This window comes from Rhizobium sp. FG96 (genome assembly GCF_057808655.1).
Genome location: NZ_JBMDIL010000004.1, coordinates 310,477 through 336,247, shown reverse-complemented (window position 1 = coordinate 336,247; position 25,771 = coordinate 310,477). Strand labels below are relative to the sequence as shown.

General features: G+C 61.3%; 17 protein-coding genes. 13 read left to right on the top strand and 4 right to left on the bottom strand.

Annotated elements, in window-relative coordinates; all coding sequences use genetic code 11:
- Positions 1 to 46: 46 nt before the first annotated feature.
- From ACODR6_RS10070 to ACODR6_RS10020, 11 genes are all read left to right on the top strand, one after another.
- The gene (locus ACODR6_RS10070; protein WP_489022444.1) at positions 47 to 1,690 is read left to right on the top strand and encodes an ABC transporter substrate-binding protein; all 1,644 of its coding nucleotides are present in this window, start codon (positions 47 to 49) and stop codon (positions 1,688 to 1,690) included.
- An 18-nt stretch (positions 1,691 to 1,708) separates the two neighbouring features.
- Positions 1,709 to 2,776 carry an ABC transporter permease gene (locus tag ACODR6_RS10065; RefSeq protein ID WP_413710545.1) on the top strand — a complete coding sequence of 356 codons (1,068 nt, stop codon included), beginning with the start codon at positions 1,709 to 1,711 and terminating at the stop codon, positions 2,774 to 2,776.
- A complete protein-coding gene (locus ACODR6_RS10060; RefSeq protein WP_112718189.1) occupies positions 2,773 to 3,708 on the top strand; it encodes an ABC transporter permease in 936 nt (311 codons plus the stop codon). Before ACODR6_RS10065 ends, ACODR6_RS10060 begins: the two co-directional genes overlap by 4 nt.
- Positions 3,705 to 4,538, top strand: coding sequence for an ABC transporter ATP-binding protein (locus tag ACODR6_RS10055; RefSeq protein WP_413710543.1), 834 nt, complete (start codon positions 3,705 to 3,707; stop codon positions 4,536 to 4,538). Before ACODR6_RS10060 ends, ACODR6_RS10055 begins: the two co-directional genes overlap by 4 nt.
- On the top strand, positions 4,535 to 5,284 hold the full coding sequence (locus ACODR6_RS10050; protein WP_112718193.1) for an ABC transporter ATP-binding protein: 750 nt from the start codon (positions 4,535 to 4,537) through the stop codon (positions 5,282 to 5,284). Before ACODR6_RS10055 ends, ACODR6_RS10050 begins: the two co-directional genes overlap by 4 nt.
- A 160-nt stretch (positions 5,285 to 5,444) precedes the next feature.
- Positions 5,445 to 5,636 carry a hypothetical protein gene (locus ACODR6_RS10045; RefSeq protein ID WP_489022443.1) on the top strand — a complete coding sequence of 64 codons (192 nt, stop codon included), beginning with the start codon at positions 5,445 to 5,447 and terminating at the stop codon, positions 5,634 to 5,636.
- 138 nt (positions 5,637 to 5,774) lie between these two features.
- Positions 5,775 to 5,939 carry a hypothetical protein gene (locus tag ACODR6_RS10040; protein WP_199627972.1) on the top strand — a complete coding sequence of 55 codons (165 nt, stop codon included), beginning with the start codon at positions 5,775 to 5,777 and terminating at the stop codon, positions 5,937 to 5,939.
- Between the two features lie 198 nt (positions 5,940 to 6,137).
- The gene (locus ACODR6_RS10035) at positions 6,138 to 6,647 is read left to right on the top strand and encodes a Dps family protein (RefSeq protein WP_489022442.1); all 510 of its coding nucleotides are present in this window, start codon (positions 6,138 to 6,140) and stop codon (positions 6,645 to 6,647) included.
- A 163-nt stretch (positions 6,648 to 6,810) separates the two neighbouring features.
- Positions 6,811 to 6,972 carry a DUF1328 domain-containing protein gene (locus tag ACODR6_RS10030; RefSeq protein WP_112718199.1) on the top strand — a complete coding sequence of 54 codons (162 nt, stop codon included), beginning with the start codon at positions 6,811 to 6,813 and terminating at the stop codon, positions 6,970 to 6,972.
- 331 nt (positions 6,973 to 7,303) lie between these two features.
- On the top strand, positions 7,304 to 15,826 hold the full coding sequence (locus ACODR6_RS10025; protein WP_489022441.1) for a glycoside hydrolase family 94 protein: 8,523 nt from the start codon (positions 7,304 to 7,306) through the stop codon (positions 15,824 to 15,826).
- A 99-nt stretch (positions 15,827 to 15,925) separates the two neighbouring features.
- A complete protein-coding gene (locus ACODR6_RS10020; protein ID WP_489022440.1) occupies positions 15,926 to 17,134 on the top strand; it encodes an OpgC family protein in 1,209 nt (402 codons plus the stop codon).
- A gap of 50 nt (positions 17,135 to 17,184) precedes the next feature.
- On the opposite strand, the gene ACODR6_RS10015 is transcribed toward ACODR6_RS10020, so the two are convergent.
- Both ACODR6_RS10015 and ACODR6_RS10010 read right to left on the bottom strand, forming a co-directional pair.
- Entirely contained in the window at positions 17,185 to 17,538 is a 354-nt protein-coding gene (locus ACODR6_RS10015; RefSeq protein ID WP_489022439.1) for a VOC family protein, read from the bottom strand.
- A 299-nt stretch (positions 17,539 to 17,837) separates the two neighbouring features.
- A complete protein-coding gene (locus ACODR6_RS10010; protein ID WP_130283081.1) occupies positions 17,838 to 19,601 on the bottom strand; it encodes a glucan ABC transporter ATP-binding protein/ permease in 1,764 nt (587 codons plus the stop codon).
- 316 nt (positions 19,602 to 19,917) lie between these two features.
- On the opposite strand from ACODR6_RS10010, the gene ACODR6_RS10005 reads away from it, so the two are divergent.
- Complete coding sequence (locus ACODR6_RS10005; protein ID WP_112718209.1) at positions 19,918 to 20,658, top strand: LuxR family transcriptional regulator; 741 nt, start codon at positions 19,918 to 19,920, stop codon at positions 20,656 to 20,658.
- Between the two features lie 117 nt (positions 20,659 to 20,775).
- Positions 20,776 to 24,240: a pyruvate carboxylase gene (gene pyc, locus ACODR6_RS10000; protein WP_489022438.1), complete on the top strand. Its 3,465-nt coding sequence runs from the start codon at positions 20,776 to 20,778 to the stop codon at positions 24,238 to 24,240.
- A 54-nt stretch (positions 24,241 to 24,294) separates the two neighbouring features.
- Here the strand turns inward: pyc and ACODR6_RS09995 are convergent, their stop codons facing one another.
- Together ACODR6_RS09995 and ACODR6_RS09990 are read right to left on the bottom strand one after the other, a co-directional pair.
- The gene (locus tag ACODR6_RS09995; RefSeq protein WP_489022437.1) at positions 24,295 to 25,056 is read right to left on the bottom strand and encodes an amino acid ABC transporter ATP-binding protein; all 762 of its coding nucleotides are present in this window, start codon (positions 25,054 to 25,056) and stop codon (positions 24,295 to 24,297) included.
- Positions 25,053 to 25,733 carry an amino acid ABC transporter permease gene (locus ACODR6_RS09990; RefSeq protein WP_199627960.1) on the bottom strand — a complete coding sequence of 227 codons (681 nt, stop codon included), beginning with the start codon at positions 25,731 to 25,733 and terminating at the stop codon, positions 25,053 to 25,055. The genes ACODR6_RS09995 and ACODR6_RS09990 overlap by 4 nt, the downstream gene beginning before the upstream one ends.
- Between the last annotated feature and the right edge of the window lie 38 nt (positions 25,734 to 25,771).

The following is a 25,771-nucleotide window of genomic DNA, read 5'->3' as shown; positions in this document are numbered from 1 at the left end:
CCTGAAAACTGCTTTGTAATCAATCAAAAACAGGGGAACAGAACCAATGATGATTACCAAAATCAACCGCAGCTTCCGCGCACTTTCCGCCGGTGCCGCACTCTCGCTTCTCATGATGGCCGCACCCGCGGCCTTCGCTGAAACGCCGAAGGATACGCTGGTCGAAGGCTTCGCCATCGACGACATCATCACCATGGATCCGGGCGAAGCATTCGAGCTTTCGACCGCCGAAGTGACCAGCAACACTTACAGCCTGCTGGTTCGCCTCGACATGGCCGACACCTCGAAGGTGAAGGGCGATCTCGCCGAAAGCTGGACCGTTTCCGACGACGGCCTGACCTATACGTTCAAGCTGAAGCCGGGCCTGAAGTTCGCTTCCGGCAATCCCGTCACCGCCGAAGACGTTGCCTGGTCGTTCGAACGCGCCGTCAAGCTCGACAAGAGCCCGGCCTTCATTCTCACCCAATTCGGCCTGACCGGCGACAACGTCACCGAAAAGGCAAAGGCTGCCGATCCGAACACCTTCGTCTTCACCGTCGACAAGCCCTACGCGCCGAGCTTCGTGCTGAACTGCCTGACGGCGACCGTCGCCTCGGTGGTCGACAAGAAGCTGGTCCTGGACCATGTGAAGCCTGTGACCGTCGACGCGGACCACAAGTATGACAACGACTTCGGCAATGAATGGCTGAAGACCGGCTATGCTGGCTCGGGTGCCTTCAAGCTGCGCGAATGGCGCGCCAACGAAGTCGTCGTCATGGAGCGCAACGACAACTATTACGGCGACAAGCCGAAGCTGAACCGTGTCATCTACCGCTACATGAAGGAAAGCTCGGCGCAGCGCCTGGCGCTTGAGGCCGGCGATATCGATATCGCCCGCAACCTCGAGCCGGGTGATCTCGATGCCGTCTCGAAGAATGCCGATCTGGCAACGACCGACGCGCCGAAGAGCACGATCTATTACGTCAGCCTCAACCTGAAGAACGAGAACCTGAAGAAGCCTGAAGTTCAGCAGGCCTTCAAATATCTCGTCGATTACGACGCGATCGGCGCGACGCTGATCAAGGGCATCGGCGAAGTCCATCAGACCTTCCTGCCGAAGGGCCAGCTCGGCGCTCTCGATGATAACCCCTTCAAGCTCGACGTCGCCAAGGCGAAGGAACTGCTCGCCAAGGCAGGTCTCAAGGACGGCTTCTCGGTCACTATGGATGTGCGCAACACGCAGCCGGTCACCGGTATCGCCGAATCCATGCAGCAGACGCTGGCGCAGGCCGGCGTGAAGCTGGAGATCATCCCAGGCGATGGCAAGCAGACGCTGACCAAATATCGCGCCCGCACGCACGACATGTATATCGGCCAGTGGGGCTCGGACTATTTCGACCCGAACTCCAACGCCGATACCTTCACGGCGAACCCGGATAATTCCGACGCCGGCACCAACAAGACGCTCGCCTGGCGCAACACGTTCGAGGCGCCCGAGCTCGACAAGGAAGCCAAGGCCGCCCTGCTTGAGCGTGACGGCGCCAAGCGCGCTGCCATGTACCAGGACATTCAGAAGAAGTACCTGGAAAACAGCCCCTTCGTCTTCATCTTCCAGCAGATCGAAGTGGCCGGCTATCGCAAGAGCCTGAAGGACTTCAAGCTCGGCCCGAGCTTCGACACCAACTATGTCGGTCCGATTGCCAAGGAATAGTCCGGTAGGATTGGTTCGTTGAGCATTACCGAAACCAAGACGGAGGCGCGGCCCGCGAAGGGCCGCGCAATGCCGCTTGCCAAGGCGATCGGGCGTTTCCTGATCGCTGCGGTCACCACCTATCTCGGCCTGCTGGCCGTCACCTTCTTCATCGGCCGTGTCGTGCCGATCGATCCGGTTCTCGCCATTCTCGGCGACCGGGCGCCAACCCATGTCGTCGAGCGCGTGCGCCGCGAGATGGGCTTCGACCTGCCGCTCTACGAGCAGTTCTACATCTATCTCAAGGGCATCCTGTCGGGCGATTTCGGCAATTCGGTCCTGACCACGAACCCTGTCATGACCGATATCCGCCGTGCTTTCCCGGCGACCATCGAGCTCGCCACCTGCGGCACGATCATCGGCGCCGTCATCGGTATTCCGCTCGGCGTGCTTGCCGCCGTCCGCCGCGGCAGCCTCGCCGACCAGGTGGTGCGTGTCATCGGCCTTGTCGGCTATTCGGTGCCGATCTTCTGGCTGGCGCTGATTTCGCTGGTCATCTTCTATGCCAAGCTGCGCTGGGTGGCCTTCCCGGGCCGTATCGATATCGTCTTCGAATATACGTTCACGCCGATCACCGGCTTCTATCTGCTCGACAGCGCCTGGCAGGGGCAGTGGGACGTCTTCTATGATGTCTTCCGCCACATCATCCTGCCGGCATCGCTGCTTGGATATTTCTCGCTCGCCTATATCAGCCGCATGACGCGCAGCTTTATGCTGAACGAGCTCAGCCAGGAATATATTGTCGCGGCGCGCGCCAAGGGCCTGTCGGAAACGCGGGTGATCTGGGGCCATGCGCTGCGCAACGCGGCGGTGCCGCTGGTGACCGTGATCGCGCTTTCCTATGCCGGTCTGCTGGAGGGCTCGGTGCTGACGGAGACGGTGTTCTCCTGGCCCGGCATCGGCCTCTACATCACCAATTCGCTGCAGAGCGCCGATATGAACGCCGTACTTGGCGGCACGATCGTCATCGGCACGGTCTTCATCGGCATCAACCTTCTGTCCGACCTTCTCTACCGGACACTCGATCCAAGGACGCGAAGCCGATGACGGTTCCGGTCAACCAGACACGTCCCATGAGCCGCCGCGAGTGGCTGCTTTCCGATCGTCCGCAATCGCGCATGCAGGCGCGTCTCGGGCGTGCCTATGTCACCTGGCGCCAGTTTACGGCGAACAGGCTTGCCGTCGTCGGCCTGGCGATCATCATCGCCCTGCTGTTCGTCGCCGCCTTCGCCGATCTGCTGGCGACACATTCGCCCGTTATCGGCGATCTCAAGAATGCGCGGTTGCTGCCGCCCGGCAGTGAGGGCTATCTGCTCGGTACCGACGATCAGGGTCGTGATATCTATTCGCGCCTGATCTACGGCTCGCGGCTCACGCTCTTCGTCGTCGTTCTCGTCGCCATCATCTCCGCGCCGATCGGGCTGATCGTCGGTACGGTTTCCGGCTATGCCGGCGGCTGGGTTGATGCGACGCTGATGCGCATCACCGATATCTTTCTGGCCTTCCCGAAGCTGGTTCTGGCGCTTGCTTTCGTCGCCGCACTCGGTCCGGGTATTCAGAACGCCGTCATCGCGATCGCCATCACCTCCTGGCCGCCCTATGCTCGTATCGCCCGCGCCGAAACGCTGACGGTGCGGCGGTCGGACTATATCTCGGCGGTGAAACTGATGGGCGCCTCGCCTATCCGCATCATCATCCGCCATGTCATGCCGCTCTGCATTTCGTCGCTGATCGTGCGCGTGACGCTCGATATGGCCGGCATCATCCTGACGGCTGCCGGTCTCGGCTTCCTCGGCCTCGGCGCCCAGCCGCCGCTGCCGGAATGGGGTGCGATGATCGCCTCGGGCCGCCGCTTCATTCTCGACCAGTGGTGGGTTGCGGCCATGCCGGGTATCGCCATCCTGATCGTCAGCCTCGGCTTCAATTTGCTCGGCGATGGCCTGCGCGATGCGCTCGATCCGAAGGAGAGCGGCCAATGACCGACCTTCTCGACGTCAAGAATCTGCGTGTTAGTTACCCCACCCGCACGGGCGTGATCGAGGCCGTGCGCGGCGTATCCTTCACGCTCGGCAAGGAGCGTCTCGGCATCGTCGGCGAATCCGGTTCCGGGAAGTCGCAGACGGGCCGGGCGATCATGGGGTTGACACCGAAACACGCCATCGTCAGCGCCGATACGCTCAATTTCAACGGCATCGATCTGCTGACTGCTTCTGCCAAGCAACGGCGCCTGCTGCGCGGCAAGCGTATTGCCATGGTTTTGCAGGATCCGAAATATTCGCTCGACCCGGTCATGTCGATCGGAAGGCAGATCTGCGAGACGCTGCAGACACATGAGAAGGTCGGGCGCTCGGAAGCCAAGGAGCGGGCGCTCGCCATGCTTGAGGCGGTGCAGATCCGCGATCCCAAGCGCGTCTTCGATCTTTATCCGCACGAAGTCTCGGGCGGCATGGGGCAGCGCGCGATGATCGCCATGATGCTGATCGCCGGACCCGAACTGTTGATCGCAGACGAGCCGACCTCAGCCCTTGACGTGACCGTTCAGCTGGATGTGCTGAAGATCATGGACAAGCTCGTCTCCGAGCGTGGCATGGGACTGATTTTCGTCTCGCACGACCTGCGCCTCGTCTCCTCCTTCTGCGACCGGGTCATCGTCATGTATGCGGGGAAGATCGTGGAGGAATTGAAGGCATCGGAATTGAAGAATGCGCAGCATCCCTACACGCAGGGCCTGTTGAGCTGCATGCCGCAGATCGGCGAGGATCGCCATCCGCTGCCGGTTCTCGACCGCAAGCCGGAGTGGGCCGCATGAGTGCTGCACTTTCCGTCGAAAAGCTCGGCGTCGTCTATGACGATTTCCATGCGCTGAAGGATGTCAGCATCGAGGTGGCCACCGGCGAATCCTTCGGGCTGGTCGGTGAATCCGGATCCGGCAAGTCGACGCTGCTGCGCGCGGTTGCCGGGCTCGCGCCCGTCAGTTCCGGCACCATCCGCATTCACGGCGAGGCGCTGCAGGGCGCAAAACGCAGCAAGGCTTTCTATCGCAGCGTCCAGATGGTGTTTCAGGACCCCTACGGCTCGCTTCACCCGCGCCAGACGATCGACCGCCTGCTGCTCGAGCCACTCGCCATCCACGGCATCGGCGACAGCGAGAGGCGTATCGAGCGGGCGCTCGACGAGGTCGGCCTCGGAAACGGTTTCCGCTTCCGCTATCCGCATCAGCTTTCCGGCGGCCAGCGGCAGCGTGTGGCGATCGCCCGGGCGCTGATCGTCGAACCTTCGGTGCTGCTGCTCGACGAGCCGACCTCGGCGCTCGATGCCTCGGTGCAGGCCGAAGTGCTCAATCTGCTGGAGCAGATTCGCCGCGACCGCAAGCTGACATTCGTGATGGTGAGCCACGATCTCGGCGTCGTCACCCATATGTGCGAGCGCCTCGCCGTGATGCGCGGCGGTGCCGTTGTCGAGCGGTTGAGCTCGGCTGAGCTCGCCCGTGCCGATGTCCAGGAAGAATACACCCGCAATCTGATGGTCGCGAGCAAGGGTTTCGTCAAAGCCTGAAGTGCAGCCTTTTCAAGCATTTGAAAAGGCTGCCTCGATGCACCTATTAAGGTTAACGTAGCGTTAAAAGACGACCATTCGACTAGACTATTGACAGGCCCGTCCCATCTGTCATGATCCCGTTAACGACTGTTAGTTTTCGTGATCATGGAGGTAAGGGATGTTCTTTCTCGGTGGCATGACCATGGGATATCTCGAGCCGCCGGCCGCAAAAGCTGAGCGCGCCGAACCACCAATCGTCAGCATTCCCGCCGAAAAGGACCGCCGCCTCATCGATATCTCCGCTGCTGCACAGCGTGAGGAAAACGCGATCGAACGGTCGTTGATCTGGGCCTGGCGCACTCTCTGCTGAGCTTTCTTCCGGCACCGGTGAGATTTTCTACCTGGCTGCCTCTGGAAGGAATTTTATCTCTACCTACCTGATAGAGAATATAAGAATAAAGATGCGAGGCATGACGCCCGCATCAAAGAGAACAGACGGAGGCAACACATGGCAGACCTGGGTATATCGCATACTCACGCGAACCATTATGGTTCCGTGCCGGCAAAGAAGCCGCTCTCCATGCGCGGCAAACTGCAGCTGGGCATCAACGCGGCATTGCTGACGGCAGCTTTCGCATTCGTTGCTGCACTCGTATTCGGCCTGATCGGCTGATCTGGCGCACCGGCGCTGGCCGGTGCCTTTCCTTCGGAACAATGTGCCATTCGCGGCATTCTCCAATCACGCATTCAGCGCAAGGAGACTGGGCGTGAAGGGCGTGTTGCTCTGGCTCATCGGCAATTCCGATCCCAGTCATCATCCTTCGCTACCTGTGCCACGCTGTCTCGCGTTCCCAGTCAGGAGTAGAGGACGATGGCAAATACAGCCGTACTAAAGCCGAAATCACGCGACGTCTCGGTCAAGACCGGACTGTCCGACAAATATTGCGCCGACATGGCCAAGAGCCTGTCGGCGATCCTGGCCAGTACCTATCATCTGGTCATCAAGAGCCACATCTATCACTGGAATGTCGTCGGTCCGCTGTTCAAGCCACTGCATGAGCTGACCGAGGAGCATTACAACACGCTCTTCGAGGCGACAGATATCGTGGCGGAACGGATCCGCGCGCTCGGTCATCTGGCGCCCGCTCATATCGGCGACGCTGCCAAGTTTGCTCCGTCGAACCGCGATTTCAGCCAACTGACGGCCGAGGACATGGTGCTTGATCTGATTGCCGATCACGAAGCGGCCTGCCGCGCGATGCGCGAAGCCGGTACTTCTGCTGATGAGAACGGCGACCTGGTAACCACGGATATGCTGACGGATCGCCTGACGTTCCACGAGAAGGCTCTCTGGATGCTCAAGGCGATCATCGCAAAGTAGGCGCGGGCGCACGTTGCGCCTTACCGCTGCTGCAAGGGCGCATGGATGAAAACCATGCGCCCTTTCTTTTGCAACGCATTGATCCCAAAAGATTTTCGACAGCACAACGGAACCTTGATGCCTGCTGGCCGTTTCATTTGCAAGCAAACCAAAGGAGATGGGCATGCTTTATTACGCTCTCGTATTTCTCGTCGTCGCCCTGATCGCCGGCCTGCTTGGTTTCGGCGGTATTGCAGGCGCTTCGGCCTCCATTGCGCAGGTCTTGTTCTTCCTGTTCCTGGTGCTTTTCGTCGTGTCGCTGGTCATGCGTCTGGTCAGGCGCTGACGGCCGGGATCTCCCCTCCCGACCGTGAAAATCCGGTGCCTTCGCGGCGCCGGATTTTTCATGCGATGCGTGCCATTTCTTAGCTCTTGACTTGAATTATCGGGTTGGTGTCCAACTTTCCCGAGATGGCTTTGCGGGAGGGGCAGAGAAGGACGGCCAGATCGTGCGAAGCCATGCCTTGAGATAGGGCTTAAACCGTTTCGCATCGAAAAATCGGCCGCAATAACTTCTTTCGACAACACTGCATTGCCGTTCATGCGGCAGTCATATTTGCCGGTGCAAAAGGCTAGCCAAAATTACCATAACTTCGTTTGGATCCAGAACCGAACCCATGTCAATTTCCAATCCGTCTCCGAGCCCGTCGCGCGATTCCGAAGTGAAGCAGATCGATCATAACGACTCGATCCGTTCGACCTACCTCTCCATCGAAGACATCAAGGCGATGGGCGAAGCAGTCGCCCGCAGCGGGGCAGATTCGCTTCCTGCCTTCGCGCCTTTCGACTTCTTCGCGCGGCACAAGGAGAACGAGAAGGAGATCCTGCGGGTCTACCGGACGACGGCCGCGGATGTGGAATCGGGCGAGACCATCACGCCGGCCGCCGAATGGCTGCTGGATAACCACTACATCGTCGAAGAGGCGATCCAGGAAGTCCGCCGCGACTTTCCGCGCCGTTTCTACCGCGAACTGCCGACCATCAATGTCGGCGGCACGCAGGTGCCGCGCACGCTCGTGCTCGCCTGGCTCTACGTCGCTCACACCCACAGCACGGTCTCGCAGGAAAGCCTGACGGCGCTGGTCGATGGGTTCCAGCAGGTCGAGACGCTGAAGATCGGCGAGCTCTGGGCCGTGCCGTCGCTGGTGCGCTACGTGCTGGTCGAAAACCTCCGCCGTATCTCGAGCCGCGTCGAGCGCAGCCGGCGCATGCGCCGCCGCGCCAACGAGGCTGCCGACGAGCTTGTGCGTCTCGCCGATCCGGCCAAGGCTGCCGAATATCTGAAGTCGCTGGAGACGCTCGCCGAGGACAATACGTTCTCGACGCAGTTCCTCTATCGCATGCGCGACGGCTCGCAATCCTCAAGCCTGGCGATTGCCTGGCTGGATGACCGCTTGGCATCCCTCGGCCGCGATACCGAAGAAGCGACGATGGCGGAGCACAGCCGCCTGTCCTCCGGCAACGTGACGATGGGCAACATCATCCGCAGCCTGCGCGAGATCGACGATACCGAATGGTCCGTCTGGGTCGAGCAGGTCAGCCATGTCGACAAGCTGCTATGGGACAAGTCGGATTACGGCATTCTCGATTCCGGCTCGCGCAACAAGTATCGAAAGCAGATCGAAAAGCTCGCCAAGCGCTCGCCGCTGACCGAAATGGAAGTGGCGCAGCTGGCTCTCGACATGACGGAGGAGGCCAAGGCTTCCGACGAGCCGCAGCCGCATGAGCCGAATGTCGGCGGATTCCTGGCCGGCATGCATCGGCCGAAATTCGAGGCGCGGGCCAATTACCGCCCGACGCTCGTGCAGCATTTCGTCCGCACGGTCCGCAAGTTCAACTGGCTGTCGATCGCCGTGCCTGTGGCGCTGCTGACGATCTTGGCGATGGTCATCGTCGGCAAGTTCATGGCCAATGCAGGCATGAGCCCGGCGGAGATCATCGTTCTTCTGATCATGTTCTCGCTGCCGGCCTCGGAAGGCGCGACGGGTCTTTTCAATACCGTGCTATCCTTCTTCGTGACGCCGTCGCGTCTCGTCGGCTACGAGTTCAAGGAAGGCATTCCAGAAGACGCGCGCACGCTCGTTGTCGTTCCCTGCCTGATTTCCAACCGCGACAGCGTCGATGAGCTCGTCCGCAATCTCGAGGTCCACTATCTCGCGAACCCGCGCGGCGAAATCTATTACTCGTTGCTCAGCGACTGGCCGGACAGCCAGGTCGAGGAAACCGCCAACGATCTCGAAGTGCTGGACTATGCCCGCCGCGAGATTGCCAACCTCTCGGCCCGCTACGCCTTCGACGGCAAAACCCGCTTCTACCTGCTGCACCGCCGCCGCCTCTACAATCCGGCCGAAGGCGCATGGATGGGCTGGGAGCGCAAGCGCGGCAAGCTGCATGAGCTGAACATGCTGCTGCGCGGCGACAGCGATACGACCTATCTGCCGGGCGCCAACATCGTTCCTGAAAACGTCCAGTATGTCATGACGCTCGATGCCGACACGCGCCTGATGCGCGATGCGGTCACCAAGCTCGTCGGCAAGCTCTACCATCCGATCAACCGTCCGGTTCTCAACCCGAAGACCGGCCGCGTCGAAAGCGGTTACGGCGTTCTGCAGCCGCGCGTCACGCCGTCGCTGACGACGGGCAAGGATGCCTCGGTCTTCCAGCGCGTCTTCTCGATCAACCGCGGTCTCGACCCCTATGTCTTCACGGTTTCCGACGTCTATCAGGACCTCGCCGGCGAAGGCACGTTTACCGGTAAGGGCCTCTATCACGTCGATGCCTTCGAGGCGTCGCTGAAGGGTCGTATCGATGAGAACTCGGTTCTCAGCCACGACCTTCTCGAAGGCTCCATGGCGCGCTGCGCGCTCGTCACCGATCTGGAACTCGTCGAAGACTTCCCGATCCGCTACGAAGTCGAAACCTCGCGCCAGCATCGCTGGGCGCGCGGCGACTGGCAGCTGCTGCCATACATGTTCAATCCGAAATACGGCGTCACCGCGCTCGGCCGCTGGAAGATGTTCGACAACCTGCGCCGCTCGCTGACGCCGATCGCCTGGTTCTTTGCATCGGTTCTCGGCTGGTATTTCATGGGTCCGCTCGGCGCGCTCGTCTGGCAGATCCTGCTGATCTTCTGCCTGTTCGTTGCGCCGACCCTGTCGCTCATCAACGGCATCATTCCGCGCACAAGCGATATCGTCGCACGCGCCCATCTTTATACCGTCTGGTCGGATATCCGGGCCGCCAACGCCCAGGTCGCGCTGCGTATCGTCTTCATCGCCGATACCGCGTGCATGATGGCCGATGCCATCGGCCGTTCGCTCTACCGTCTGTTTGTCAGCCACAAGCTGATGCTGCAGTGGCGTACCGCCGCCAGCGTTCAGGCTGGCAAGCAGGGCACGATCAGCTCCTACTACAAGGCGATGTGGCATGCTCCGGTTCTGGCCGTGCTCGCCCTCGCTTTCGCCGCACTGTCAGGCGACAGCGCCTTCCTCGTCGGCATTCCGTTTGCCGTTCTCTGGATCCTCTCGCCGCTCGTTGCCTACTATGTGAGCCAGTCGGCAGAGACGGAAGACCGGCTCGAAGTGGCCGAGAAGGATTCGATCGAGCTCCGCAAGATCGCCCGCCGCACCTGGCGCTACTTCGACACGTTCACGACGGCCGAGCAGAACCATCTGCCGCCTGACAACGTGCAGGAAACGCCGCATGTCATCGTCGCGACCCGCACGTCGCCGACCAATATCGGCGTCTATCTTCTCTCGGTCGTCTCAGGCCGCCAGTTCGGCTGGTTCTCGTTTGAGGAGACGATCGACCGGCTGGAGAAGACGATCGCCACCATCGACAAGATGGAGAAATATCGCGGTCACCTCTACAACTGGTACCACACCGATACGCTGCAGACGCTCGGCCCGCGCTACGTTTCGGCCGTCGACAGCGGCAACCTTGCCGGTCACCTGATTGCCGTCTCGTCCGCCTGCCGCAACTGGGCGGAAGCGCCGTCTGCCCATATGCAGGGCAATCTCGATGGCGTCGGCGATACTGCCGGCATTCTCGGCGAAGTGCTGGCCGATTTGCCTGACGATCGCAAGACCGTGCGTCCGCTGCGCCGCCGCCTGGAAGAGCGCATCATCGGCTTCCAGAACGCCCTTGCCGCCGTCAAGCGCGAGCACGAGTTCGCCTCGATCCGCGTCATCAACCTTGCGGTCCTCGCGCGCGACATCCAGAAGCTCGCCGTCAACCTCGACCACGAAGTCAAATCGTCGCTCAGCGGCGAGCTGACCCGCTGGGCCGAGCAGCTGGTGAAGGTCTGCGAAGCGCATATTTCCGACAGCACTTACGATCTGTCGAATATCGATCCGCTGCGTCCGCGCCTGATCGCTCTCCGCGACAAGGCTCGCGACCTTGCCTTCTCGATGGACTTCTCGTTCCTGTTCCGTCCGGAGCGCCGTCTTCTGTCGATCGGTTACCGCGTCGAAAGCGGCGAGCTCGACCAGGCCTGCTACGACCTCCTGGCATCGGAATGCCGCCTGACTTCGCTCTTCGGTATCGCCAAGGGCGACCTTCCGACCGAGCACTGGTACCGCCTGGGACGCCAGGTCGTTCCGGTCGGTTCGCGCGGCGCGCTGGTCTCGTGGTCCGGCTCGATGTTCGAATACCTGATGCCGCCGCTCGTCATGCAGGAGCGCGGTGGAGGTATTCTCAACCAGACCAACAATCTCGTGATCGTCGAGCAGATGAATTACGGCCGCAAGCTGGGCGTTCCGTGGGGTATTTCGGAAGCGGCCTTCAATGCCCGCGACCATAACATGAACTACCAGTACACCAACTTCGGTGTTCCGACGCTCGGCCTGAAGCGTGGTCTCGGCCACAACGCCGTCATCGCGCCCTATGCATCGATCCTCGCCAGCCAGTACGATCCGAAGGCAGCCCTCGAAAACCTCGAGCGCCTGCGTGGTCTCGGCGCGCTCGGCAAGTACGGCTTCCATGACGCCGTCGACTTCACGCCGACCCGCGTTCCGGAAGGCAAGAAGTGCGCGGTGGTCTATAACTACTATGCCCACCACCACGGCATGTCGATTGCGGCAGTTGCCAACGTCGCCTTCAACGGTCATCTGCGCGAGCTCTTCCACTCCGATCCGGTGATCGAAGCCGCCGAACTGCTGCTGCAGGAAAAGGCGCCGCGCGACATTCCGGTGATGAGCGGCAAGCACGAGTCGGATACGCCTGCCAGCATCCAGGACGACCTGCTGCGTCCGGAACTACGCAAGATCGCCGATCCGCTGTCGCGCGACCGCGAGCTCGTGTTCCTGTCGAACGGCCACTATTCGATGATGCTGACGGCGACCGGCGCCGGCTATGCCCGCTGGAACGGCCAGTCCGTGACCCGCTGGAAGCCCGATCCGACCGAAGACCGTTGGGGCAGCTTCATCTTCCTGCGCGATACCGCCACTAATGAATGGTGGTCGGCGACCGCGGAGCCGAAGAGCGTCGAAGGTGAAAAGGTCAACGTGCTCTTTGCCGATGAAAAGGCGGAGTTCACCAAGATCGTCGGCGATCTGACCAGCGAAGTCGAATGCATCGTCGCCACCGAGCACGATGCCGAAGGCCGCCGCCTGACGCTGCTCAACATGGGCACCGAAGACCGGTTCATCGAGGTCACCTCCTATATGGAGCCGGTGATCACCACCGATGATACGGACAATGCTCACCCGGCCTTTGCCCGCATGTTCGTCAAGACTGATTTCGGCAAGCGCGGCGACGTCATCCGCGCCGAGCGCAACAAGCGCGATCCGAATGAAGCGAACATGAGCATCGCGCATCTGATCGTCGACAGCGCCGGTCCGCAGCGCCAGACCGAGTTCGAAACCGATCGCCGCAAGTTCCTCGGCCGTGGCCGTAGCCTAGCCGATGCGGCTGCGTTCGATCCGGGTGCAACGCTCTCCGGCAGCGAAGGCTTCACGCTCGATCCGATCCTGTCGCTGCGCCGCACGGTTCGGGTGCCGGCCGGCAAGAAGGTCATCGTGATCTTCTGGACCATCGCCGCGCCGAGCCGCGACGACGTGGACAAGGCCGTCGAGCGCTACCGTCACGCCGATGCCTTCCAGCACGAGCTGGTGCAGGCATGGACGCGCACGCAGGTGCAGATGCGCCATGTCGGCGTTACCTCGCAACAGGCTGCCGCTTTCCAGCATCTCGGCCGTCATCTCGTCTATCCGGATATGGATATGCGTTCCGACGCCTCGGTTCAGGCCGGCATGGCATCGCAGTCGTCGCTCTGGCCGCTGGCGATTTCGGGCGACTTCCCGATCTTCATGCTGCGCATCAACGACGACATGGATCTCGATATCGTTCGCGAAGCGCTGCTGGCGCAGGAATATCTGCGCTCGCGCGGCGTCACCGCCGATCTCGTGATCATGAACGAGCGCGCCTCCTCTTATGCCCAGGATATGCAGCACGCTGTCGACCAGATGTGCGAAAACGTCCGTCGCATGGGCCAGGCTGATGGTCTGCGTCAGCATATCTTTGCCGTGCGCAAGGACCTGATGGAGGAAACGACCTATCACGCGCTGATGGCCGCTGCCCGCGTCACCTTCCATGCGAAGAACGGCAAGGTGCTCGACCAGATCAACCGCGCCATCGCGCTCCGCTCGCCCTCCAAGGAAGAGCAGGAAGAGATGCAGAAGGCTGCCGAGCGCAGCAAGATGACGGCGACGAAGCGTATCGCGCCGGTCATCAAGCCGCGGGCGGTGCCTGCCGAAATCGAAGAGCAGGGCGATCTCGACTTCTGGAACGGCTTTGGCGGCTTTGCCCGCGACGGACGCGAGTATGTCGTTCGCCTCGCCGGCGGCACGGCAACGCCGCAGCCGTGGATCAACGTGATCTCGAACGACAAGTTCGGCTTTCACGTTTCGGCCGAAGGCGCAGGCTTCACCTGGTCGGTCAACTCGCGCGACTATCAGCTGACCAGCTGGTCGAACGACGCCGTCGTCAACCGTTCGGGCGAAGCGATCTATGTCGCCGATCTCGACAACAATGACATCCTGACGCCTTATGCGGGCCTGTCGCAGCGCGCCGATGCGCGTTTCGAAACCCGCCACGGTCTCGGCTATTCGGTCTTCTCCAGCGAGCAGAACGATATCGCCATGGAGGTCACCCAGACCGTCCATCGTGAAAAGCCGGTGAAGATGCAGCGCGTTCGCCTGCGCAACAACGGCGCCGGCGCCCGCAAGCTCAGGCTTTACGGCTATGTCGAGTGGGTGCTCGGCAACAATCCGCAGCGCACCGTTCCCTTCATTCTGTCTTCGGCGGATGAGGAAACCGGAACGCTGTTTGCCGGCAACCAGTACAGCATCGACTTCTCGAATCGGGTGGCCTTCTTCGCCGCCAGCGAGAAGCCGTCGAGCTTCGGCACCAGCCGTCGCGAGTTCATCGGCAAGGCCGGTACGATCCAGGCACCGCAGGCGCTAAAGCCCTCCGTTCCGCTCTCCGGCTCGACCGAGCTCGATGGCGATCCGGCCGCCGTGCTGGCAATCGACATCACGCTGGCGGCGGGCGAAGCGCGCGACGTCACCTTCTTCATGGGCGATACTGCGTCCAGGGATGAGGCGGCAGCGCTTGCGAAAGAAATCCGTTCGGCCAGCATCGAGGATGCAGTTCAGGCAAACCGCGACTTCTGGCAGGGCTTTACCGGCAAGGTGCAGATTACGACTCCCGATCAGGGCATGAACAATCTCATCAATGCCTGGCTGCCCTATCAGAGCCTCGGCTGCCGTATCATGGCGCGCTCGGCCTTCTATCAGGCAAGCGGCGCCTTCGGCTTCCGCGACCAGCTGCAGGATACCCTGGCCTTCGTGCTGCAGGAGCCTTCGCTGGCTCGCAACCAGATCGTCAACGCCGCCTCGCGGCAGTTCCGTGAAGGTGACGTCCAGCATTGGTGGCTGCCGGGAACGGGTGCGGGCGTCCGCACGCTGATCTCGGATGACGTCGTCTGGCTTGCCTACGGTATCCACCATTATTGCAGCGTCACCGGTGACAAGACCGTGCTCGACGAGCAACTGCCGTTCCTCGAGGGTCCGGCGCTGCTCGAGGGCCAGCACGACTCGTTCTACAAGCCCGAGATTTCCGAGGACAAGGCGAGCATTTACGAGCATGCCGCTCTCGCCCTCGATCTGGCGATCAAGCGGACCGGCTCGAACGGCATGCCGCTGATCCTCGGCGGCGACTGGAACGACGGCATGAACCGCGTCGGCATCCATGGACAGGGCACGAGCGTCTGGCTCGGCTGGTTCCTCGCCGGTGCGCTTCGCTCCTTCACGCCTTATGCCGAGGAACGCGGCGACAACGCGCGCGTTGAACGCTGGACCAAGCATCTCGGCGAACTCAAGACGGCTCTCGAAAGCGCTGGCTGGGATGGCGGCTACTATCGCCGTGGCACGTTCGACGACGGCAGCCTGCTGGGTTCGAAGGAAAGCCTGGAATGCCAGATCGATTCGATCGCGCAGTCCTGGAGTGTGCTCTCGGGCGAAGGCAATCCTGATCATGCCAAGACGGCGATGGATGCGGTTCTGAGCCGTCTCGTCGATCGCGACACGCGCATCATCCGGCTGTTCACTCCGCCTTTCGCGACCTCGGCCAAGGATCCGGGCTATATCAAGGCCTATCCTCCGGGCGTTCGCGAGAACGGCGGCCAGTACACGCATGCTGCGACCTGGGTGGTCATGGCGCTGGCGGAGATGAACCGCGGCGACGATGCGCTGGCCTGCTTCGATCTGCTCAACCCGATCACGCATTCGCGCGACAAGAGTTCTGCCGAGCACTATCGCGTCGAGCCTTACACGATCGCGGCTGACGTCTACGGCGAAGGCGCTCTCAAGGGACGCGGCGGCTGGACCTGGTATACGGGATCGGCCGGCTGGCTCTATCGCGCCGCCGTCGAAGGCATCCTCGGAATCCGGCTGAAGGACGGGCGACTGTTCGTTCGTCCGGCGCTTCCAAGCAGCTGGGATGGCTTCTCTGCAGAGGTCGAACATTCGGGTGTGAAATACCGCATTTCGGTCTCAAAATCGTCCCAACCCGGCGGCTACAGTCTGGCTATCAACGGCAACGACATCGCCAATCCCTCTGAGGGATATCCGGTCGGATAGCAGCATTCTTCAAGCTCACACTCCGGCGATTCGTTGCGGCCAAAAGGGAAACCTTTTGGCCGCAACTGCGTTTGCAAATCGGAACCAGGAGAGACATTCATGGCGACTACGCCGGAAAAGACGATCGGCGCTGAGCGCGTGTCACCGTCCGCGGCCCGGCCGCAACGCGATACAAGACTGGATGTATTGCGCGGGCTGGCCCTGATCACGATCTTCATCAATCACGTCCCCGGGCAGATTTTCGAATATGTGACGACGAAGAATTTCGGCTTCTCCGACGCTGCCGAAGCCTTCGTGCTCATCTCGGGTATTGCAGTCGGCCTTGCCTATGGATCGGGCTTCAAGTTCGGCCGCAGGCTGGAGATGGCGAAGAAGGCCGTGAAGCGTGCCTTTACGCTCTATCTCGCCCATATGATCACCACCTTCATCACGCTGGCGCTGTTCATCTGCGGCGCCTGGCTGTTCCATAGGCCGGGGCTGCTGGTGGAGATCAATATCCTGGCGGTGCTGACCAACCTCAAGGAAGGTATTCCGGCGCTGCTGCTGCTCGGCCACCAGATCGGCTACAACAACATCCTGCCGATGTATGGCGCGCTGATGCTGATGGTGCCGATCATCCTGCTGCTCAACTCCTGGCATCCTCTGCTGGCGCTTACTGTCTCGGGCACCGTATGGTTCGTCTCGGGCATCTACCAGATCGCCCCGCACAACATGATCATCGCCGACTACTGGTTCCTGAACCCGCTGTCGTGGCAGTTCATCTTCACGATCGGCATTGTCGGCATGATGCATGTGAAGCGTGGCGGCAGGCTGCCGCGCCATCCCGTCCTGTTCATGCTTGCATCGGGCTATGTGGCGCTGTCCTTTGCCTGGGTCGTCGGTCATCTCTGGGATCTCGGTAATGCGCTGGCGGCGCTTGGCCTGCCCGCCGTTCTCACCGGCTTCGACAAGACCTTCCTGTCGCTGCCGCGTCTGCTGCATGTGCTGGCGCTGACCTATCTGGTCATCAATATCCCGGCTCTGTCGCGTCTGCTGCGACGTCCGGCTGATCATCCGCTGACGATCCTTGGCCGCCACTCGCTGAACATCTTCGTTGCCGGCACGATCCTGGCGATGGCCGGTCAGGTGCTGCTCTATGTCACCAATCGCGACCAGTTCATCGGCCCGATGTTCGTGGTCGCTGGTCTTTCGGCCCAGTTTGCCTATGCCTACCATCTGGAGCGCAAGCGCCTGGATGCGAAGGTCAAGCCGGTGATGGCGCGCACGGCGGTGCCGGTCGCCATCCGGGTCGGCGATCGCCGGAAATAAGCTGCAGGGATCGATGTGATGCCAATGGCCGGCGGGGTTCTCTCCGTCGGCTATTTCTTATGCGCGAGAATGTTGATGAGGCGGCCGAAGGGATCGCGGACATAGAAGCGGCGGACGCCCCACGGCTCGTCGGCAGGGCCATAGACGATCTCGAAGTCTGTGTTCCTGATGTCTTCAAGCACGGCATCGACATCATCCACCTCGATCGAGAGATCGGGCACATCCGTACCGGACCCGCCCTCGCTGGCGATGCTGACCTGCACCTGCATGGCGCTGCCATTGCCGTAGGTGACGATCCAGCCGTGATCCATCAGCAGATCGAGCCCCAGGATGTCGCCGCAGAAGCGCTGCGCCAGCGACAGGTCGCCGGCGGCGATGTTGGTGATGATGCGGCGAACGGCCAAGCTGCTTCCTCCAGCGTCAAATGCGCGGAGCCGATGCTAGCGGCTTTCCCCATGCGATTGAAGCATTGGGAGTGCCTGGAATCACCTGCGTGATGCCTGTGATCACCGGCCGATCATGTGAGGCACCAAGCTAGCTCTTGCGAACTGCTCAGAGTGCTAGATCGCGTGATCATGCCGTCGACAGCGACGCAGCGGTATCAGAAGCGAGCCTTAGGCCAAGAAGCACCCAGACCAGAGCGCAAAAGAAAAGGCCGGAAGGTGATCCTTCCGGCCTTTGGCATTTCGGTACGGCTGTCGCCTTAAGCAGCTTCGGTGGCGTGTGCCTTGCGGACTTCGTCGTCCGTCAGGATGCCGCTGGCGCGGAGCAGGGCGGCGAAGCGGCCGTTGCTCTGGCTGAGCTCGTCGAAGCTACCCTGCTCGACGATACGGCCATTGTCGAGGAACAGCACCTTGTCGGCCTCGCGGACCGTCGAGAGACGGTGGGCGATGATGAAGGTGGTGCGGTTCTGGCGCAGGTTGTCGATTGCGGCCTTCACGCGGTTTTCGGTTTCGACGTCGAGCGCGCTGGTCGCCTCGTCGAGCACGAGGATCGGAGCGTCCTTCAGGATGGCGCGGGCGATCGCGATACGCTGACGCTCGCCACCAGAGAGACGGTTACCGCGCTCGCCGACATGGGTGTCGTACTGGTCTTCGCGCGTCTCGATGAAGTCCGCGGCCGCAGCGGCTTCCGCTGCTTGGCGCATTTCTTCCTCGCTGGCGCCTTCGCGGCCGAGGCGGATGTTGTCGCTGATCGAACGGTTCAGCAGACCGGCATCCTGGAACACGGTTGCGATGAAGCGGCGCAGTGACTTGCGGGTCACCTTGGTGATGTCATGGCCATCGACAAGGATCTGGCCGCTGTCGGGGTCGTAGACGCGCTGCAGCAGGTTGACGAGCGTCGTCTTGCCGGCGCCGGTCGGGCCGACGATCGCGATCGTCTGGCCGGCCTTGGCCTTGAAGTTGACGTTGTGCAGGCCCTGCGACGAGTTACCGAAGCCGAAGGAGACGTCGCGGAATTCGACTTCGCCCTTGACGTCCTTGATGTCGGCATTGCCGGCAGGCTCTTCACGGTCACGAACGGAGTCTTCGAGGACGTAGAAGTCTTCAAGCTTCGAGCGGGCTTCAAAGATCTGCGTGGCGAACTGGCGCATCTGGTCGAGACGCGAGATCAGCAGGTTGGCAAAGCCGATGAAGGCAATGACGTCACCGATCTTGATTTCGCCAGCCTGCACCAGCAGCGTGCCGATGACGAGGATGACCATCATGGCGATCGTGGAAGCCATGCGGTTCAGCGCGCCGGCAATAGCCCACCAGTCGAGAACCGGATATTGGGCCTGCAGAAGGCGGTCGGTAAAGCCCTTCAGAGCCTTGGTTTCAGCTTCGATACGGTTGTAGCTGTGCAGCACCGAAACGTTGCTGATCGAGTCGCTGACATGCGAAAAGACAGTGTGGTAGTGGTTTTCGACCGAAGCCTGACCATCCTTCGTGCGGCTCATGACCACACGGCCGATCGCCCAGTAGGCTGCGCCGAGCACCAGCAGAACGATCGACAGGCGATAGTCCATCGAGATGGCGGTCGGGATCAGCAGGCCGATTGCGACAGCCGTCGCAAGGTGGTTGCGCATGAACTCGAGCCAGAGGCCGAACAGCGTCTCGCAGGCGCGCAGCAGCGTATGCAGCGCATTCGACGTGCCACGCTGATGATGCCAGGAGAGCGGCATGGAAATGATGCGGCCGAAGGCTTCGGTCAGAAGCGTGGCACGCCGGCCATGCGCCAGCCTGTCAGCCTCGCGGGCGACAAGCACGAAGGCGATGGTGTTGAAGACGGCGAAACCGGCCCACATGAACAGGATCGGCTTCACTTCGCCCTTGCCGGAGATGGCATCGATAATGCGGCCGAAGAGGATCGGTTCCGCGATGGTAATGGCTGCCAGAACAATGTTGGCAACGACCACCAGGGATACGCGGAGCTTGTAGGCGCCAAGGTAGCGCAAAGCTCTTGCATAGACCTTGAATAGCGACACAGCAGTACCTCTTTTGTGCATCTGCAAAACGGGATGCTGCGACGCTACTAAAATCTACCTGAACCGGCGATTAACACCGCGTTCACGCACCGCTTTTTTCGACATTGTGACAGGAGGGTGCGACGAGATGACATCGGTTGAAAACTGTTCAATGGACAACAGTCGTGACAATTTTCGCTTGCATTTGGAAGGTCATACGTCACACCATAAAGCATACGGGTTAAAATGATTAAACCGAAGACCGTTGAGATGCCGGCTGCGTTTTTTGCCGGTCGACGGCCCTCAACCGCACGCCCTTTTCGGGCAGGGGGCATTTGTGAATATTCATTCGTTGATTCAATTGCTTGTCGTTATCGAGGAATGCAAGAAGATCGAACGTGTGGTCGAGGAGCTTGAGAATGTTCTGCATTCCTATGGCTTTGAATATTTCGTTCTTCTGCGTCACCCGAAGCGCAGCGTCGATCCCTGGGGCGCCGTGCTCGCCGGCGACTGGCCGGAGAAATGGACGCAGGTTTATGCAACCAAGAAATATTTCCTGATCGATCCGACTGTTCGCTATCTCGGACAGACGAGCCGCCCCTTCCGCTGGCAAGAAGCGCTCGCCGCCTATCGCCGAGACCCGCATCAGCGCCGGATGGAGCAGATGATGAACGATGCTGCCCAGCATGGGCTGAGCGATGGCTACGTGCTTCCGGTCCATGGCCGCAGCGGCCTGCTCGGCAGCCTCAGCATCGGCGGCGTGCCCGTCGATCTGTCTCCGGTGGAGCTTTCGCTGTTTTGCACCGTGACGCACAAGGCCTTCTGGCGACTCCTGGAATTGCGGGGCGAGGCGGAGGCTTTGGACAGCCCGACGCTGATGGAAACGCCGCTGACACGGCGCGAACTGGAGATCCTGCATTATCTCGCCGATGGCATGACCTCGATCGAGATCAGCAAGTTGCTGAGCATCTCCAACCACACCGTCGACTGGTACATGAACGGAATTCAGGACAAACTGAAGGCCAAAAACCGCCAGCAGGCCGTCGCTTTGGCCTTTAGATACGGCTTAATTACCTGATGGCGGAGAAATTCTATTTCGTGGCGGCAAGGGAAATTGAACTTTCTGTAACAGCACGTTAAGAATTCTCTTCGCGGGTGCAGCATTGCCCGCGTCCCGTGCTTTGAGGAGAGTGCATTGCCCATATCCAAGATTCTTGTCGCCAACCGCTCCGAAATCGCCATCCGCGTGTTCCGCGCGGCCAACGAGCTCGGGATAAAAACGGTCGCGATATGGGCAGAGGAAGACAAACTCGCGCTGCACCGCTTCAAGGCGGACGAAAGCTATCAGGTCGGCCGCGGGCCGCATCTTGACCGTGATCTCGGACCGATCGAAAGCTACTTGTCGATCGACGAAGTGATCCGCGTTGCCAAGCTGTCCGGCGCCGATGCGATCCATCCGGGTTACGGCCTGCTGTCGGAAAGCCCTGAATTCGTCGATGCCTGCAACAAGGCGGGCATCACCTTCATCGGTCCGCGGGCCGATACGATGCGCCAGCTCGGCAACAAGGTTGCAGCGCGCAATCTGGCGATCTCCGTCGGCGTTCCCGTTGTTCCGGCAACCGAGCCGCTTCCCGACGACATGAAGGAAGTTGCCCGCATGGCCGAGGAGATCGGCTATCCGGTGATGCTGAAGGCATCCTGGGGCGGCGGTGGCCGCGGTATGCGCGCGATCCGCGATCCGAAGGATCTTGCCCGCGAAGTGACCGAAGCCAAGCGCGAAGCGATGGCCGCCTTCGGCAAGGACGAGGTCTATCTCGAAAAGCTCGTCGAACGCGCCCGCCACGTCGAAAGCCAGATCCTCGGCGATACGCATGGCAATGTCGTGCATCTCTTCGAGCGCGACTGCTCCATCCAGCGCCGTAACCAGAAGGTCGTCGAGCGCGCGCCGGCACCTTATCTCAGCGAAGCGCAGCGCCAGGAACTCGCCGCCTACTCGCTGAAGATCGCCGAGGCGACGAACTATGTCGGCGCCGGCACCGTCGAATACCTGATGGATGCCGATACCGGCAAATTCTACTTCATCGAAGTCAATCCGCGCATCCAGGTCGAGCACACCGTCACCGAAGTCGTCACCGGCATCGATATCGTCAAGGCGCAGATCCATATTCTCGACGGCTTTGCCATCGGCGCGCCTGAGTCCGGCGTCCCCAAGCAGGCCGATATCCGCCTCAACGGTCACGCGCTGCAGTGCCGCATCACCACCGAGGATCCGGAGCATAACTTCATTCCGGATTACGGCCGTATCACCGCCTACCGCTCAGCATCGGGCTTCGGCATCCGCCTCGATGGCGGCACGTCCTATTCGGGCGCGATCATCACCCGCTATTACGATCCGCTGCTCGTCAAGGTGACGGCCTGGGCGCCGAACCCGTCGGAAGCGATCTCGCGCATGGACCGCGCGCTGCGTGAATTCCGTATCCGCGGCGTCGCCACCAACCTGACCTTCCTGGAAGCGATCATCACGCATCCGAAGTTCCGCGATAACAGCTACACGACGCGCTTCATCGACTCGACGCCGGAGCTCTTCCAGCAGGTCAAACGCCAGGACCGCGCCACCAAGCTTCTGACCTATCTCGCCGATGTGACCGTCAACGGTCATCCGGAAGCCAAGGACCGGCCGAAGCCCTCGGCCGACATTGCCGAGCCGGTCGTTCCCTATATCGAAGGCGGCAAGGTGCCGGATGGCACCAAGCAGCTGCTCGACAAGCTGGGTCCGAAGAAGTTCGGCGAATGGATGCGCAACGAGAAGCGCGTTCTGATGACCGACACGACGATGCGTGACGGCCACCAGTCGCTGCTGGCAACGCGCATGCGCACTTATGACATTGCCCGGATCGCCAGCACCTATGCCCAGGCGCTGCCGAACCTCTTGTCGCTGGAATGCTGGGGTGGCGCGACCTTCGACGTCTCCATGCGCTTCCTGACGGAAGATCCCTGGGAGCGTCTGTCGCAGGTGCGCGAGGCCGCGCCGAACCTGCTTCTGCAGATGCTGCTGCGCGGCGCCAACGGCGTCGGCTACAAGAATTACCCCGACAATGTCGTCAAATACTTCGTCCGTCAGGCGGCTGCCGGCGGCATTGACCTCTTCCGCGTTTTCGACTGCCTGAACTGGGTCGAGAACATGCGCGTCTCGATGGACGCGGTGGCCGAAGAGAACAAGCTTTGCGAAGCGGCGATCTGCTACACCGGCGATATCCTGAACTCGGCGCGCCCGAAATACGATCTGAAGTATTACACGGATCTCGCTGTGCAGCTGGAAAAGGCCGGTGCGCATATCATCGCGCTCAAGGATATGGCGGGCCTCCTGAAGCCAGCCGCTGCCAAGGTTCTCTTCAAGGCACTGCGCGAGGCGACCAGCCTGCCGATCCACTTCCACACGCATGATACCTCGGGTATCGCCGCCGCGACCGTTCTTGCGGCTGTCGATGCTGGTGTCGACGCCGTCGATGCGGCGATGGACGCGCTCTCGGGCAATACTTCGCAGCCCTGCCTCGGCTCGATCGTCGAAGCGCTGCGCGGCTCCGAGCGCGATCCGGGTCTCGATCCGGAATGGATCCGCCGCATCTCCTTCTATTGGGAAGCGGTGCGCCACCAGTACGCGGCCTTCGAGAGCGACCTCAAGGGTCCGGCATCGGAAGTCTACCTGCACGAAATGCCGGGTGGCCAGTTTACCAACCTCAAGGAACAGGCCCGCTCGCTCGGCCTCGAAACCCGCTGGCACAAGGTGGCGCAGGCCTATGCCGACGCCAACCAGATGTTCGGCGATATCGTCAAGGTGACGCCGTCCTCCAAGGTGGTCGGCGACATGGCGCTGATGATGGTGAGCCAGGATCTGACGGTCGCCGATGTTATCAATCCGGAGAAGGAAGTCTCCTTCCCGGAATCTGTTGTCTCGATGCTGAAGGGCGACCTCGGTCAGCCGCCGTCGGGCTGGCCGGAAGCGCTGCAGAAGAAGGCGCTGAAGGGCGATGCACCCTATACGGTCCGTCCGGGCTCGCTGCTTGAAGACGCCGATCTCGATGCCGAGCGCAAGGCGATCGAAACCAAGCTGGAGCGCGAGGTCACCGACTTCGAATTTGCTTCCTACCTGATGTATCCGAAGGTCTTCACCGACTTCGCCTTTGCATCGGATACCTATGGCCCGGTCTCGGTTCTGCCGACGCCTGCCTATTTCTACGGTCTCGGTGACGGCGAAGAGCTGTTTGCCGATATCGAGAAGGGTAAGACGCTGGTTATCGTCAATCAGGCGATGAGCGGCACCGACAGCCAGGGCATGGTCACCGTGTTCTTCGAACTCAATGGCCAGCCGCGCCGCATCAAGGTTCCGGATCGCGCCCATGGCGCATCGGGTGCCGCTGCCCGCCGCAAGGCGGAGCCGGGCAATGCCGCCCATGTCGGTGCGCCGATGCCGGGCGTCATATCCCGCGTCTTCGTCTCGCCCGGCCAGGCGATCAATGCGGGCGATGTGCTTGTTTCGATCGAAGCCATGAAGATGGAAACGGCGATCCACGCCGAGAAGGACGGCACGATCGCCGAAGTTCTCGTCAAGGCGGGAGATCAGATCGATGCCAAGGACCTGCTGGTCACCTATTCGGCCTAAAGATTTGAGGGGCGGGCCTCAGGCCCGCCCCTTTCATTTGAAGAGTGCGGCCGCCTAGATATCGTAGGTGTGGGCGGCGTTGATCGTCGAGATGAAGCGCTTGGTGCGCTCACGCTCAGGCGCCGTGAAGATCGCCTTGGCGCTGCCGGTTTCGACGACGCTTCCGGCTTCCAGGAAAACGACGTTGTTGGCGATCTTCGAGGCAAGGCGCAGGTCGTGCGTTGCCATCACCATGGTCGTACCTTCGCTGGCGAGCTTGCCGAGAACGTCGACGACTTCGGCAGACAGTTCCGGATCGAGCGCCGATGTCGGCTCATCGCAGAGCAGGACACGCGGCGAAGGGGCGAGGGCGCGTGCGATTGCGACACGCTGCTGCTGGCCGCCGGAGAGCGTCGCGGGCCAAGCATCGGCCTTGTGTGCCATGCCAACCTTGGTGAGCAGCTCCATGGCGCGTTCACGGGACTTTTCCTTCGGCCAACGGAGAACCGTGACGAGGCCTTCCATGACGTTCTCGATTGCCGTCTGGTGCGGAAAGAGCTGGAAGTTCTGGAAGACCATGCCTGTCTGGCGGCGGATGCGCTGGATCGATTGCCAGCCGGTCTTCTTGCCGGGTGCGAAATCGAGCTTCTCATCGCCGATGCGGATTGCGCCCGCTGTGGGGATTTCCAGCAGGTTGATGCAGCGCAGCAGCGTGCTCTTGCCGCCGCCGGAAGGGCCGACGAGCGCGGTGACGCTGCCTTCGGGAATGCTGATGCTGATGTCTTTCAGGATCACAGCGTCGCCGAAGCGCTTTTCGATGTTGGAGAGCTCGATCACGAATTTGCCTCCAGCGTGCCGCCATAGCGGGCGAAGCGGCGTTCGAGCCTGACCTGCAGGGCTGAAAGCACCGAGCTCAGGACGAGATAGATGAGAGCCGCCTCGATATAGAGGATCAGCGGTTCATAGGTCGTGGCGACGATGCGCTGGGCGGCCTGGAAAAGCTCGGGCACGGTGATCGCGGCTGCGAGCGAGGTGTCCTTGACCAGCGAGATGAAGGTGTTCGACAGCGGCGGCACGGCGACGCGGGCGGCCTGCGGCAGGATGGTGCGGGTCATTGCCTGGCGCCAGTTCATGCCGATCGAGTAGGCGGCTTCCCACTGGCCCTTCGGCACCGAGGAGATGACGGCACGGATGATTTCGGAGCTGTAGGCGCCGATATTCAGGGTGAAGCCGATCAGCGCTGCCGGGAAGGCATCGAGGAGAATGCCGATGCTCGGGAGGCCATAGAAAATGACGAAGAGCTGCACGAGCAGCGGCGTGCCGCGGATGATCCAGACGTAGAAACGGGCGATGGCCCTGAATGGCGCCGGGCCGAACAGCCGGGCAACGGCGGTCAGCAATCCGAGGGCAAGCCCGAAGACAAAGGAAAGAAGCGTCAGCGGAATGGTGAACTTGATGCCGCCCCACAGGAGCGTCGGCAGCGATTCCACCATCAATTGGAGCCAGTGCGGCACGGGTATTCCCTCTCACGGGTTATGCGTTGACGTGGAAT